We start from the raw sequence: 13,385 nt of genomic DNA, 5'->3' as shown, positions 1-13,385 counted from the left end.
TCAACGCATACAGCGTTTTTACAATTTTTGTAACTTAAAAAACAGATAAAATTCCTAAACTTTTTTGTCATATTTTTGACATATCGTCAATCGTCAATCTCATTTATTACATTCTTAAGCCATTTTCTGCTGAAATATCGTTTTGTAAGAAATATACCTTTTACCACTTCCTCCATTTTAACAGCCAACACCGCAAGATATATAGGGAACTGAAAATAAAGAGATGTTATAAAAGCCATAGGCACTCCTATGAGCCAGACAGTAGAAGTTTCCGTTATCATTGCGAATTTTGTATCTCCTCCACATCTGAGCGTTCCGGTTACATGCATAGCATTATATACAGTAAGCCACATAGTGGCTCCGTATATAATAAGAATTTTCAGAGCATAATCAGCGCCTTCCTCAGAAAACTTAAATAAGCTGAGCAACGGCTCACCAGCCATAATTACACCAACTCCGAACAATATTCCGATAACAAGTCCCATTTTGACCATCTTTTTAGACATATTATACGCAAGCTCTGTTTTCCCTTCTCCCAGTTTCTGACCTACCAAAATCAATATAGCATCGCCTATGCTGAATGCAGCCATAGCAAACATATTATTTATAGTATTACACGCCTGAATAGCTGCCCCTTCTGCAATTCCTATTCTGGAAAAAGCTGCGATATAAAGAGATGTCCCTATGCCCCACAGAGTTTCATTAGTCGTAGTTGGCAGCGCATTTTTTACAATTTTAAAAGCAATTTCTCTGCTATATCCGAAGAATTCCCTGAAACGTCCAGCGATTTTATTTTTCAACACGAAAACTTCAAATAATATTATCAGCATTTCAAAAAGTCTTGCTATAGCAGTAGCCAGCGCAGCACCTTCTACGCCCAAAGCAGGCATCCCCAGTTTCCCAAATATAAATACCCAGTTAAGAAACGTATTCGTAGCCAAGGCTATGACACTTGCTATAAGAGGCAGCACAGACTGCTGTGTCGCTCTAAGCGCCACAGTAAAGGGCTGGGTCACAGCAAGCATAAGGAATGTGAAGGAGCCTATTCTCACATAACCTACTCCTGCCTCTATTACTTCAGGATATTTTGTGAATATGCGCAGTATGTATTCGGGAAAAGCAATTCCCGCAATAAAAAACAGCAGACCTATGCCAAATGCCACAGTTAAGGCAAAGCCTGTTGTCTTTCTTATATTTTTAAAATCCCTGACACCGAAAAACTGAGATATGAAAGTTGCCGATCCTCCGGCAAAACCATAAAGGAGCATCCAGTATATAAAAAAAATCTGTACTGATACTCCTACAGCGTTAAGCTCCACTTCCCCAAGGCTTCCCACCATAAGATTATCTATAAAACTCAGACTTGAACCAATAAGGCTCTGCAGCGCTATAGGCAGAGCCACTTTTGTCATCATTCCCAGAAGTTCTCTGTTATTGAGGGTATTTAGACATTCCGTCTTAATCATTTGATTTTCCCGCTTTCTTCTTCTCTTTTCTCCTTTGTTATCTTATCAGCTTTCAGACTTATATTTCTGTTTCCTGTATCCGACAGCAGAACATATATCAACATAATAGCCACCGCAATAAGTCCCAGATATTCTATTACCAAACCTCTGCTGTACAAAACAGCAACGATACCCATGATCCCGCTTATGCAATACAATATCATAACAGAACGTCTCTGTCCAAATCCCGCTTTCATTATCCTGTGATGAAGATGCTCCCTGTCAGCAGTCCCTATAGACTGATGCTTCGCCACTCTTCTTACTATAGCCATCAGAGTATCAAAAATAGGAAGCCCCAACACAAGAGCCGGAATTATCACAACTACTATCGTAGCACTTTTGGCTGTTCCCAGTATAGATACCGCTGCTATAGAAAAACCTAACAGCTCCGATCCACTGTCTCCCATGAATATCTTAGCCGGATGGAAATTATAAGGAAGAAATCCAAGAGCTGCCCCTGCTATAACCATCATTGCCAGTGTAGGTATATACTGCCCATGTATATATGAAACATATCCTATACACAATGCAGAAATAGCTGATATACCAGCTGCAAGACCATCAAGACCATCTATCAGATTAACTGCATTTGTTATGGCTACTAGCCATATTATCGTTACTATACAACACGCAGCATCTCCGAACATCATATTCCCGGGTCCGAAATAATTAGTTATAAATTCTATACGTATTCCCATGATATAGATAACTGCTGCGCATACTACTTGTCCGCCCAATTTTATGAGGGGACTGAGATCTTTAAGATCATCTATAAGCCCCAGAAAGTATATCAGCGTACATCCCACCATTATACTCAGAATATCTTTATGATCCGAAGCAAAGACAGCAAGAGCAACCATAATGCCTATATATATGGCTGTACCTCCAAATCTGGGCATGGGTTTTTTATGTACCCTTCTTTCATCTCTGGGAATATCCATGGCTCCTATTTTCGGAGCCGTCCAAATAGCTAAAGGAGTCGCCGCCGCTGTCACTATCAAAGCCACCGCAAACGGGCCCCATAATTCTATACTGGTCGCTGTCACTAAATCTCTCCTAACATTACTATTTTCAATCCGGCTTCCTTAAGTATATCCACAGACAACTGATCCGGATAACCTTCCTTTACTACTATTCTGCTTATTCCCGCATTTATTATCATTTTAGCACATATGACGCAAGGCTGATGTGTTATGTAAATAGAAGCCCCTTCTATACTCTGACCTAATGTGGCAGCCTGTATTATAGCATTCTGTTCTGCATGCAGGGCTCTGCACAGCTCATGCTTCTCTCCCGACGGTATACCCAGCTGCTGTCTCAAACACCCTCCTTCACGGTCGCCGCAGTGTTCAAGCCCCCTGGGCGCTCCGTTATATCCTGTAGCAACTATATGTTTATCCTTTACTATTACAGCGCCTACATGTCTCCTAAGACAAGTAGAGCGTTTTGCGGTTAAAACCGCCATATCCATAAAATATTCATCCCAGCTGGGTCTGTTGTCCATAATATTCTCCTTGTAATATAACGAAAGTTTCAATAATAAACCTCTGCCAGATAAAGCCCGTAAGGAGGAGCCGTATGGCCTGCCTTACTCCTGTTCTTTGCTTCTAATATTTTTTTCATGTCATAGAGAGGAATCCTGCCGGTTCCTATATCCACTAAAGTTCCTGTGATTATTCTGACCATATTATACAGAAAGCCGTCTCCGCTTACATGAAGCTCTATATCTCTTCCTATATCTCCATCATTAACATTATCTATTCGGTATATGTTTTCTTTTATATCGATATCAAAAATGGTTCTGACAGTAGTCTCCCTGGGTGTCCCGCCTGATGCTTCAAAAGATTTGAAATCATGAGTACCTACTATATAGCCGGCAGCCGTTTTCATGGCATCCATATCCAAAGGTGCGGCCACATGATACATATAATTTCTCATAAAAATATCTGTTTCTTTGGAATTTCTTATTCTGTAAATATATTTCTTTCCCTTTGAATCAAATCTCGCATGAAAATCAAGCGGCCTTTCCTCAGCTGAAACGATTTTCACCGGCGACAGAGCAAAAGCCCCCTTTTCATGCCCGCAAAGTATATTGTTTATCACAAGAGCCAATCTTTCAGTAGGTATATTTATATCGGTTCTGAAAGACGCTTTCTGGCCGCGAGCATGTACACCGGCATCCGTTCTGCTTGTCCCACTGAGTGCGATTTCTCTTTTGAGAAGGTCCGACAATACTTTTTCAAGGTATCCCTGCACAGTCGGTCTATCCGGTTGTTTCTGCCATCCGGAAAATTCCGAGCCATCATATTCTATTGTCAATAAAATGTTTTTTTCCATATTAGATTTTATTATATAATATTTTTCTTTCAATTTATAGAGGTTGATTGAATTTCTGCGAAAAACACGAGTCAAACCATGATATTATAATAAAAAAGGCCATACTGCGAATATATAAAATATCCCGCATCCACATATATACGGTCCCAACGGCCTGACTTCATCTTTGCGATATTTTCCCGAAGCCAGACCGACCGCTGCAAAAATACCGCTGAAAAGCGATGAGGCTATGAGAACCGACACAGTCCCCTTAATCCCCAGAACCAGCCCCAAAGAGGCGAAAAGCTTTACATCCCCAAACCCCATCACCTCTTTTTTAAAAGCTGCTCCGCCCAGCACAGCCACCATAAGCATAACGCCCCCGCCTATAAGCGCTCCGGTAAGAGGCTGCCAAACAGAACTGTGATAGGGGATAAAACCGAATGCTGACAACGCCAGCATTATAACAAATTGATCCGGAATAACCATATATTTTAAATCCGCCAGCCCTATTATGAGCATTGCCCAGCACGCGAAAAGGCCTGCTGCAGCAAGTCTCACATCAAAAAAGGAGAGCCTTATGAGAAGACAAATAAACCCAGCTGCATATATCCATCTCCATGGAAAACCTTTTACCCGCTGTATATATGGGTCTTTCAGCTCCTGTGAAGGAGCATGTCCGTAATCACACAACCACTTGGCCGGCATCTTATTGAAAATATATATTGCCGCGAATCCCGCAAGAGTCCCTAAAAACAAACTTACGACTATTTTTACAATAATAATTATCATACCTTTATTCCCCCTTTATCTACTTTATTCTATCAATTTCCTTTTTTAACCACAATATTATTTTGGATATTTTGTCGTAATATGGGGAATGCCGTCGTACGTTTTGTATAGCAAAACCGTTATTTTACCTATAAAATCTCATTAACGGCACAAATGATGAACATTAAGGAGAACGATTATGATAAATAATATATTATCGCCTGAAAGGGACATAGTGTTGATCGTTGACGATACAGCGGCCAACCATGAAGTAATACAAACATTTTTAAATGATATAGGAGTTAAATGCGAGAATGCCTTTGATGGCATGGAAGCCATCACAATGTGCAGTTCTGTGGAAAGTAATTATTATTCCCTGATTCTTATGGATATAAACCTCCCCGGTATGGACGGACTTGAGACCACAAGGAAAATGAGAAAAATGGGAGTAACTTCTCCCGTGATCGCTGTTACTGCTGCAAGTAAAGATGAAGAAAAAATAAAAGTAGCAGAAGCCGAAGATCTTTTCGAACTTCTTCTTTTTAAACCTTTTAATTCATCTGTTTTTTACACTACCATATCACCGTATATAAAATTAGCACTGCTCCGTTCACTGCTTCCTGAAATCAAATCCAACGGCACTGCAACTTTTTCCAATCTTGATCCTGAAGTCTGCGATATCCACACAGCTATAGAAAATATGGGAAACAGTCCGAGACTGTTCATGAAACACTTCAACAACTTCAAAACAAATAACGCGGATCTCTCTTTAAGGCTTACAGAGCTCATAGAAAACAGGCAGTGTTCCGATGCAGCTGTACTTTGCCACTCTATAAAAGGGCTTTCCGGTATGCTGGGTCTCACAGCTTTATATAAACATATAATTGCTCTGGAAGATATATTGAAAAAAGAGGATACCCCTGATGAAGATACACCGACAAATATGTTTAAAATATCTCAGCTTCTCACTTCAATAAATGATGATATCAGGTCCATATGTCAGATGCAACTATAAAAAAGAGCGGTCACTTCACTCTGTCTCGTGACTGCTCTTTTTCATTATTTATCCTTATATAAATATCCCTTTATCTTCCGAAACTTATATTGATGTCTCCTGAATCATTGACAACTTTTATAATATTCTCGCCGTTTCCCTGATTGATATAACCGAAATCCTCATATTTATGCGAACCTGCTTCCACATCTCCAAAATCAGTATACAGATCGAGAGTATAAAGTTCTTCCTTCAGTGTTGTAACTATATCTGTATCTCCGTAATCAGACTTAATATTTGTGTTACCGTAAAATTCACCCTGTAAATCTATATCGCCCGCATCCGCCTCGATAGAGAGACCTTTGCTTTTAAGAACACGCCCTTCTATATCTCCGTAATCAGATATTATATTCATCGTATCGTATGAAACTCTATCCATGCTTATATCCCCGGAATCTGCATTTATACTTACCGTCCCTGCTGATATGTCGCTTATCTCCACATCGCCATAGTCTGTATCTATGTCTATATTCTTTATATTTATTCCCTCCGGAACATATACCTCCAGATAAGGGGATCTGTCTCCTGTCCCCAGATCTATCAAAACTCCGCCTTTCATCTCTCCTGCATCAACCGTGAGAACTCCATTTTCTACTCTGAATATAGGATTATTGGAGTTCTTGTCAAAAGATACTCTTGTCTTAGAGATGTCTCCTTTACAGATCATCACATCTATATCCCCTTTTACGCTTAATGAGTCAAACTGGTCTGTTTCCTTCAGACTTGTATATGTCCTTTCCACATTTCCCCCTCTGAACCATGTATATTTCTCACTGAGCTTATCCATAAAGTGAATTCCCCCTGTAACGTATCCCACAACAGATAGGATAAGGCCCATGCATACAGCTGCAGCACATATTATAAAAAATTTTTTAAGACCTTTATTCATCTTTCCCGCCTCCTTCTTCACCAGTCATCTCATCTTTATAACGCCATTTTTTTTGTTCATTTAAATCTACCATTTTCTTTATACGTCTTCTGTCATTGTGTCTTCTGGCAGCGCTCACCATAGCGCTGGTTCCTGCTTTTACTCCCATCGCAAGCAATACTCCCATTGCCGCCATGAATCCCAATGTACCGATTCCTATTCCCAGAAACAGCAATGCTGTAGGTACAGCAACCGGAACTGCCATAAATCCGAAAACGATAAAGGCTACCGCAGCTACGAAACAACCAATAATGGCTGCGAAAACAGCTGCCACGCATCCTATCAAAGCCACAAAGATAGCTATGACAAGTGCCCCAAGCGCCACAGCCAGAGGGATGGAAACAGGCGCTGAACATATTCCTATCACTACATACCACGCTGCAGAAAGTCCTTTTTTAACAGTAGGTTTATCATCTTCATCAAACAATCTGACCGCATACTCAGATTTTATCTGTCCCGCTACTTTTTTAGGATTGCCCAGATGCTCAAGAACTTCCTGTTCATTTTCTTTTCCTGCCTCGTCAAAGTACTCTTCATAATACTCAATGGCAGCATCTATTTCTTCCTGAGGCAATTTTGATATTTCTGATCTTAGTTTTTCTATAAATTCTTTCCTAGTCATCTTCTCCTCCTCCAACTTTCCTCTTTGGCTCATCATCCAAAAATGTATCTATAGCATTTTTGTAATCCAGCCATTGTACTTTATATTCCTGTAGTTTCTTTTTTCCTTCTTCGGTTATTGAATAGTATCGCCTGTTTCTCCCCTGATATGGTTTATCATATGTCTTACAGAATTTTTCTTTCTGCAGTCTTCTAAGAACCGGATACAGGGTAGATTCGGAGACCACTATCGCTTTCTTCATGGACTGAGTGATCTCATACCCATACGTATCTCCGCCGTTAAGGATCGCTAAAGCACATGCATCCAGCAAGCCCGACTCAATTTTGAAACCCATACTTCCCTCCTTTTATTTGCACAATATTGTTTTCTGTTTAATACTATATATTATATAATATTATTTGTCAATAGAAATTGTATTTTTTATTATGAAAAATTTCAATGCAAAAGAGACTTTGCCTCATGGATTTTCCCTTGAGCCAAAGCCTCTTCTCAGATGCCTCATATTTTAATTTTATTTATAATCTGCCTCATTTCATCGGCATCCGTTATCGTATTCGCTTTATGTCTGAGTGCCGCTGCACCATGGATCCCTTTAATATACCATCCTACATGTTTTCTTATTTCTCTTACGGCAATATGTTCTCCCTTATTTGCTATAACCATATCAAAATGTCTGAGAAGCATATCGGCTCTTTCCTCCTTTGAAGGAGGATCCGGAAGTTCTCCTCCCTCCCAAAGCGCTCTTGCATCTCTAAATATCCATGGATTGCCTAACGCTCCGCGTGCTATCATAACACCGTCACATCCGGTTTTTTTCAACATGTTCACGGCATCTTGACCGCTGAAAACATCTCCGTTTCCGATAACAGGCACTGATACATTCTTCTTGACATCCGCAATCACCTGCCAATCTGATCTTCCTTCATAATACTGTTCTCTTGTCCTGCCGTGAACAGTTATGGCATTCACTCCTGCTGATTCCAACACTTTTGCAGTCTCCACCGCTGTATTCGTTCCTCGTTCAAAACCCATGCGTATTTTTGCTGTCACTGGTTTTTCTGCGGCTTTTACCATGGCGCTTATCACATCATAAAGAACATCGAGCTTTTTCAGGAGCGCCGACCCTTCTCCATTTTTTACGATCTTAGGAACCGGACAACCTACATTAAGATCGAGCACCACATTATCCCGGTGTTTTAACGTCCTTGCTGCAAAGGTCATAATCTCAGGATCACTACCGAACAGCTGAAACGCTACTGCGCCTTCGTCCTTTCCCATATCTAACAAAACTTGACTTTTCCGGTCTCCATACCACAGTCCTTTGGCGCTCACCATTTCCGTACAGACTAAAGAAGCCCCTTGCTTGGCGCAGAGGCTTCTCATCGCTTTATCAGTTATTCCTGCCAATGGAGCGAGAAAAAAAGGACTATCGGGTTTGAAGGATCCTATATTAAAAAGTTTCCTCTCCATATTCACACCTTTCCTGTTCTGCTTTAGAATCAGATTTTCTCACTTTTTTATTTTTTTCATATATAAGCTGCAAGCCTTCAAGCGTCAGCATTTTATCAACATGATCTATGCAGTCTATTCCCGAATCTATCATCGTTGCCAGTCCGCCTGTAGCAATAACCTTAACATCAGCCGAATCATCATTGCTGTACTCACGAAGCTCTTTCTTCATCTTTTTAACTATATAGTCTACCATTCCCATATGACCATATACAAGCCCTGACTGCATACTGTTTATAGTATTTCTGCAGATCACACTTCCCGGGACTTCAAGCTCTACCTTCGGAAGTTTTGCTGTTTTCTCAAAAAGAGCTTCTGAAGATATTTTAAGTCCCGGCGCTATAGTTCCTCCTATATATTCCGCTTTTTCTGATATCGCACAAAAGGTCGTCGCAGTTCCAAAGTCTATTATAATCAGAGGGCCACCATATTTAGCATGTGCTGCCACAGCATTAACGATCCTGTCAGATCCGACCTGCTTGGGATTATCATATTTTACTACTATACCAGTCTTTATGCCTGCACCGATAACTATTGCTTTACGGTGAAAATATTTCAGTGAAAGATGCTGCAGCGTATAAAGCACTGATGGAACTACCGTTGAAATTATCACATCTTTAACGGCTTTCACACTTAATCCCTCATACTGAAACAAAGCCCCGATGATCATTCCATATTCATCTGCACTTTTATTATTATCAGTCTCAAGTCTCCAATTGGTGATCATCTTACCATCTTTGAATACTCCCAATACTATATTTGTATTTCCAACATCAAATGCCAGTAGCATGGTATTCTCCTTTGCTCTGTAGATTTTTACTTAAAATAAAGACGGTCCGTTTGCAACGGCTCTATTGTATCATAAATATAACTATATTCGAAACATTTTTATTTAAGAGTCACGAGAACATCTCCGGTACTTACAGATGTCCCTTTTACTGCAGGTACAGATGAAACTGTTCCGGATGACGGAGCCAATATCTCGTTTTCCATCTTCATGGCTTCAAGGATAACCAGCACATCGCCGCTGCTTACCTTCTGTCCGGGCGCCGCTTTTACATCCAGCACTGTTCCCGGCATCGGCGCTGTAACAGGAATTTCTCCTTCAGCTATCGCTGCTGCTTCAGACTCCTGTTTTTCAGGTTCTGCTGCTGCAGATTCAGAAATATCTGCCGATACAGGCGCTGCAGAAGCTGCCGCAGATTTATATACAGGTGCAGAGCTTCCCGCCTCTTCTACTTCTACTTCATATGTCTTGCCGTTTACGGTGATATTATATTTTTTCATATGTCAAACTTCCTCCGATACCATTAAAATTTTCTGCTTTCTATACAGTCCATTTTGGCTGCGTTAGACCATGATGTATCATTTCCTGATATTCTCGTGATTTTTCTCACTATCAGAGAACTCGATCCACAGTCAGCCCGATAAGCCGCAATAGCAGCCATTATTACTGCCGCCAGTTCTGTTTCAGATATACTCTCGCCACTGTCTGCTGTTTGAGGTTTCTGCAGTTTTAGCTTTTCAATATTTTCTTTTTTAAAAACGGGTTCCGGAATATCCGGCAGCAGGTTCTGCAGAAGCTGCGCCCGTGCCGTATCTTTTTTCTTTCGACTTATATGTCGTACCAACATTGTGATCAGCAGAATCAATACTGCAAAAATACACAGAATTATACATATACCAATAATCATAAAAGGAGCGGAATCAGTAAATTTTTCTACAAAGCTCATTCTGACACCTCCTTAAAGAGGGATATTACCGTGCTTTTTAGCCGGCAGCGATTCCCTTTTCGTGCTCAACATATCCAGCGCACTTATCACTCTTTGTCTTGTAGCTGCCGGTTCGATCACATCATCTACATAACCGAGCCCCGCTGCTATATAAGGATTATTGAATTTTTCCTCATATTCTGCTATCTTTTCAGTTCTTAACGCATCGGGATCATCAGCACTCTTTATCTCCTTTTTAACAGACGAAATTATATTAACAGCCCCTGAAGCACCCATTACAGCTATCTGCGCTGTCGGCCATGCCATTACCATATCCGCTCCCAGTTCTTTGTTGCACATTCCTATGTATGCTCCACCATAAGCTTTTCGCAAGATCACTGTTATCTTAGGAACAGTAGCTTCACAATAGGCATATAACATCTTAGCTCCATGCCTTATTATACCTCCGTATTCCTGACCTGTACCGGGCAGGAATCCCGGAACATCCTCTATAGTAAGAAGCGGTATGTTGAAAGCATCACAACGTCTTATAAATCTTGCCGCTTTATCAGATGCATCTATATCAAGACAACCTGCCCCGAATTTAGGCTGATTTGCAATAACTCCAACCGTGGCCCCATCCATTCTTATAAAACATGTTATCATATTTTTGGCATAATGAGGCATGACATCGTAGATCACACCATTATCAGCAATTTTGATAATAACTTCATACATATCATACGCCTTGTTAGGATTATCAGGAATAATATCATTAAACTCCGGAATCATCCTATTTATATCATCGCCACACTCATAAACAGGAGATCCTTCCATATTATTGGAAGGCATATAACCGAGAAGCTCTCTTACCATCATCAATGTCTCCTCGTCATCCTTACCCACAAAGTGAGCAACTCCGCTAACAGTATTATGCGTCATCGCTCCGCCCAGCTGCTCCGCTGTAACTGACTCTCCTGTTACCGTTTTTATTACTTCAGGTCCCGTAATAAACATCTGACTTGTCTTGTCCACCATAAATACGAAATCTGTTATCGCCGGCGAATAAACGGCTCCTCCCGCACATGGTCCCATTATTACTGATATCTGCGGTATCACACCTGACGATATGGTATTGTTTCTGAAAATCTTGCCAAATCCGGAAAGTGCCGCTACACCTTCCTCAACTCTGGCTCCTCCCGAATCCTGCAATCCTACTATCGGAGCCCCCATCTTAAGAGCCATATTCTGTACTTTGACGATTTTCTCCGCATGATATTCTCCCAGAGATCCTCCGCTGACAGTAAAATCTTGAGCAAAGGCAAACACAAGTCTTCCGTCAACCTGTCCATATCCTGTAACTACACCATCTCCAGGCAGTTCTTTCTTATCCATACCGAAATTACTGCATCGATGCTTAACAAAGGCATCGATTTCTACAAAACTATTTTTATCAAAAAGTATATCAAGCCTTTCCCTTGCTGTAAGTTTTCCTTTGGCATGCTGTGCCTGAATCCTCTTCTCGCCTCCACCTTGTGCGAGTTCTTCTTTCATCTTCCGAAGCTGATCCAGCTTATTCATCTATCCTTCCCTCCTTAAAACCTTCCGATTCTACGCAAAAACCTCCTGGACAGAAAGCTCAATATTACACGCTATCATGCCCGGAAGGTATATAAAATCTTAGTCTCTGAATTTCTTATGGAGCGGATACTTGTCCGTAAGTTCTCTTACGATGGCTCTGGCTTCATTCATAGCCTCTTTATCTTCCGGATTATCTATTACAAGAGCAATGGCATCCACTGTTCTCACAACATCATCTTCATTAAATCCTCTGCTTGTCATGGCAGGTGTTCCCAATCTAAGACCGCTGGTCACAAATGGACTCTGAGGATCATTAGGTATAGCATTTTTATTGGTAGTTATATTGGCATCATCAAGAAGATTTTCCGCCAGTTTCCCTGTTATTCCTTTATTAACAAGCTTAACCAAAACAAGATGGTTATCTGTACCTCCTGAAACAAGCTCAAAATCTTTTGCATTCAGAGCTTTCTCCAAGGCTTTGGCATTATTGAGAACCTGCTGCTGGTATTCCTTAAATTCAGGCTCCATCGCTTCTTTAAAGCATACCGCTTTAGCTGCGATTATATGCATGAGCGGACCGCCCTGCGTCCCCGGAAATATAGCTTTGTCTATAGCTTTGGCATATTCCTCTTTGCAGAGAATCAGTCCTCCTCTGGGACCTCTTAACGTCTTATGAGTAGTGCTGGTAACGATATCAGCGTATTCCATAGGATTAGGATGAAGCCCCGCAGCAACGATGCCTGCTATATGAGCCATATCCACCATAAGAATAGCCCCTACTTCATCAGCAATTTCTCTGAACTTGTCCGCATAAATAGTCCTCGGATAAGCAGACGCACCGGCTACGATAAGTTTAGGTCTGTGCTTGAGCGCAAGCTCTCTGACATTATCAAAATCTATCATCTCTGTCTGAGGATTCAGCCCATATGACACAAAATTATAAAGTCTGCCGGAAATATTTACAGGGGATCCATGAGAAAGATGGCCTCCGTTAGACAGATCCATTCCCATAACGGTATCTCCCGGCTCAAGGACTGCCTGATAAACAGCAGTATTGGCGTTAGCTCCTGAGTGAGCCTGAACATTGGCGTGATCCGCACCGAAAATCTTTTTTACCCTCTCTATTGCAAGTGTCTCTACTTCATCTACACACTCACAGCCTCCGTAATACCTTTTTCCCGGATATCCTTCAGCATACTTGTTTGTCAGAGCGCTCCCCGCAGCCTCCATAATTTCATAATTAACAAAATTCTCCGAAGCTATCATCTCAATCTTCGTTTCCTGACGGTTTATCTCCTTCTTTATTGCTGCCGTAATTTCCGGATCCGCTTTCTCCAAGTAATTAAAGTACATTTTCTTCTCCTATCTTCCTGTATGTTATATGTGA

At 41.0% G+C, this 13,385-nt stretch carries 15 protein-coding genes; 1 reads left to right on the top strand and 14 read right to left on the bottom strand.

The features are described 5' to 3' along the window. Positions 1-86: 86 nt before the first annotated feature. The 5 genes from H8692_RS04940 to H8692_RS04920 all read right to left on the bottom strand — a co-directional run bounded on the left by H8692_RS04940 (position 87) and on the right by H8692_RS04920 (position 4,613). Positions 87-1,466, bottom strand: a complete 1,380-nt coding sequence (locus tag H8692_RS04940; protein WP_187525094.1) for an MATE family efflux transporter — start codon at positions 1,464-1,466, stop codon at positions 87-89. Next, positions 1,463-2,551 carry an MraY family glycosyltransferase gene (locus H8692_RS04935; RefSeq protein WP_187525093.1) on the bottom strand — a complete coding sequence of 363 codons (1,089 nt, stop codon included), beginning with the start codon at positions 2,549-2,551 and terminating at the stop codon, positions 1,463-1,465. The genes H8692_RS04940 and H8692_RS04935 overlap by 4 nt, the downstream gene beginning before the upstream one ends. Beyond that, entirely contained in the window at positions 2,551-3,009 is a 459-nt protein-coding gene (locus tag H8692_RS04930) for a deoxycytidylate deaminase (protein ID WP_177269667.1), read from the bottom strand. Before H8692_RS04930 ends, H8692_RS04935 begins: the two co-directional genes overlap by 1 nt. 29 nt (positions 3,010-3,038) lie before the next feature. After that, a complete protein-coding gene (truA, locus tag H8692_RS04925) occupies positions 3,039-3,842 on the bottom strand; it encodes a tRNA pseudouridine(38-40) synthase TruA (RefSeq protein WP_187525092.1) in 804 nt (267 codons plus the stop codon). Positions 3,843-3,926: 84 nt separating this feature from the next. Next, positions 3,927-4,613, bottom strand: coding sequence for a prepilin peptidase (locus tag H8692_RS04920; protein ID WP_177269671.1), 687 nt, complete (start codon positions 4,611-4,613; stop codon positions 3,927-3,929). Between the two features lie 178 nt (positions 4,614-4,791). Between H8692_RS04920 and H8692_RS04915 the strand changes: the two genes are divergently transcribed. After that, on the top strand, positions 4,792-5,607 hold the full coding sequence (locus tag H8692_RS04915; protein WP_177269673.1) for a response regulator: 816 nt from the start codon (positions 4,792-4,794) through the stop codon (positions 5,605-5,607). A 70-nt stretch (positions 5,608-5,677) separates the two neighbouring features. Here the strand turns inward: H8692_RS04915 and H8692_RS04910 are convergent, their stop codons facing one another. The 9 genes from H8692_RS04910 to H8692_RS04870 all read right to left on the bottom strand — a co-directional run bounded on the left by H8692_RS04910 (position 5,678) and on the right by H8692_RS04870 (position 13,351). Next, on the bottom strand, positions 5,678-6,535 hold the full coding sequence (locus H8692_RS04910; RefSeq protein ID WP_177269675.1) for a DUF4097 family beta strand repeat-containing protein: 858 nt from the start codon (positions 6,533-6,535) through the stop codon (positions 5,678-5,680). Continuing rightward, positions 6,528-7,196 (bottom strand): DUF1700 domain-containing protein, encoded by a 669-nt coding sequence (locus tag H8692_RS04905; RefSeq protein ID WP_177269677.1) that lies wholly within the window; start codon positions 7,194-7,196, stop codon positions 6,528-6,530. The genes H8692_RS04910 and H8692_RS04905 overlap by 8 nt, the downstream gene beginning before the upstream one ends. Then, positions 7,189-7,530 (bottom strand): PadR family transcriptional regulator, encoded by a 342-nt coding sequence (locus H8692_RS04900; protein ID WP_177269679.1) that lies wholly within the window; start codon positions 7,528-7,530, stop codon positions 7,189-7,191. The genes H8692_RS04905 and H8692_RS04900 overlap by 8 nt, the downstream gene beginning before the upstream one ends. 164 nt (positions 7,531-7,694) lie before the next feature. Continuing rightward, the gene (gene dusB, locus H8692_RS04895) at positions 7,695-8,666 is read right to left on the bottom strand and encodes a tRNA dihydrouridine synthase DusB (RefSeq protein ID WP_177269681.1); all 972 of its coding nucleotides are present in this window, start codon (positions 8,664-8,666) and stop codon (positions 7,695-7,697) included. Continuing rightward, positions 8,647-9,495 (bottom strand): type III pantothenate kinase, encoded by an 849-nt coding sequence (locus tag H8692_RS04890; protein WP_177269683.1) that lies wholly within the window; start codon positions 9,493-9,495, stop codon positions 8,647-8,649. The genes dusB and H8692_RS04890 overlap by 20 nt, the downstream gene beginning before the upstream one ends. A gap of 98 nt (positions 9,496-9,593) precedes the next feature. Then, positions 9,594-9,992 carry a biotin/lipoyl-containing protein gene (locus tag H8692_RS04885; protein ID WP_177269685.1) on the bottom strand — a complete coding sequence of 133 codons (399 nt, stop codon included), beginning with the start codon at positions 9,990-9,992 and terminating at the stop codon, positions 9,594-9,596. 23 nt (positions 9,993-10,015) lie between these two features. Beyond that, on the bottom strand, positions 10,016-10,438 hold the full coding sequence (locus H8692_RS04880; RefSeq protein ID WP_187525091.1) for an OadG family protein: 423 nt from the start codon (positions 10,436-10,438) through the stop codon (positions 10,016-10,018). A 12-nt stretch (positions 10,439-10,450) separates the two neighbouring features. Next, complete coding sequence (locus tag H8692_RS04875; RefSeq protein ID WP_177269689.1) at positions 10,451-11,998, bottom strand: acyl-CoA carboxylase subunit beta; 1,548 nt, start codon at positions 11,996-11,998, stop codon at positions 10,451-10,453. Between the two features lie 99 nt (positions 11,999-12,097). Then, complete coding sequence (locus tag H8692_RS04870) at positions 12,098-13,351, bottom strand: serine hydroxymethyltransferase (RefSeq protein WP_177269691.1); 1,254 nt, start codon at positions 13,349-13,351, stop codon at positions 12,098-12,100. Positions 13,352-13,385: the final 34 nt, after the last annotated feature.

The organism is Lentihominibacter hominis (genome assembly GCF_014385065.1).
GTDB lineage: Bacteria > Bacillota > Clostridia > Peptostreptococcales > Anaerovoracaceae > Lentihominibacter > Lentihominibacter hominis.
The sequence above is the reverse complement of the archived record's forward strand: the minus strand, read 5'-3'. Positions and strand labels throughout refer to the sequence as shown.

Coding starts and splice junctions, on each gene's coding strand:
- H8692_RS04905 (WP_177269677.1), bottom strand. CDS start 7,196: ATGACTAGGAAAGAATTTATAGAAAAACTAAGATCAGAAATATCAAAA.
- H8692_RS04875 (WP_177269689.1), bottom strand. CDS start 11,998: ATGAATAAGCTGGATCAGCTTCGGAAGATGAAAGAAGAACTCGCACAA.
- H8692_RS04920 (WP_177269671.1), bottom strand. CDS start 4,613: ATGATAATTATTATTGTAAAAATAGTCGTAAGTTTGTTTTTAGGGACT.
- dusB (WP_177269681.1), bottom strand. CDS start 8,666: ATGGAGAGGAAACTTTTTAATATAGGATCCTTCAAACCCGATAGTCCT.
- H8692_RS04940 (WP_187525094.1), bottom strand. CDS start 1,466: ATGATTAAGACGGAATGTCTAAATACCCTCAATAACAGAGAACTTCTG.
- H8692_RS04885 (WP_177269685.1), bottom strand. CDS start 9,992: ATGAAAAAATATAATATCACCGTAAACGGCAAGACATATGAAGTAGAA.
- H8692_RS04910 (WP_177269675.1), bottom strand. CDS start 6,535: ATGAATAAAGGTCTTAAAAAATTTTTTATAATATGTGCTGCAGCTGTA.
- H8692_RS04870 (WP_177269691.1), bottom strand. CDS start 13,351: ATGTACTTTAATTACTTGGAGAAAGCGGATCCGGAAATTACGGCAGCA.
- H8692_RS04880 (WP_187525091.1), bottom strand. CDS start 10,438: ATGAGCTTTGTAGAAAAATTTACTGATTCCGCTCCTTTTATGATTATT.
- H8692_RS04900 (WP_177269679.1), bottom strand. CDS start 7,530: ATGGGTTTCAAAATTGAGTCGGGCTTGCTGGATGCATGTGCTTTAGCG.
- truA (WP_187525092.1), bottom strand. CDS start 3,842: ATGGAAAAAAACATTTTATTGACAATAGAATATGATGGCTCGGAATTT.
- H8692_RS04915 (WP_177269673.1), top strand. CDS start 4,792: ATGATAAATAATATATTATCGCCTGAAAGGGACATAGTGTTGATCGTT.
- H8692_RS04930 (WP_177269667.1), bottom strand. CDS start 3,009: ATGGACAACAGACCCAGCTGGGATGAATATTTTATGGATATGGCGGTT.
- H8692_RS04890 (WP_177269683.1), bottom strand. CDS start 9,495: ATGCTACTGGCATTTGATGTTGGAAATACAAATATAGTATTGGGAGTA.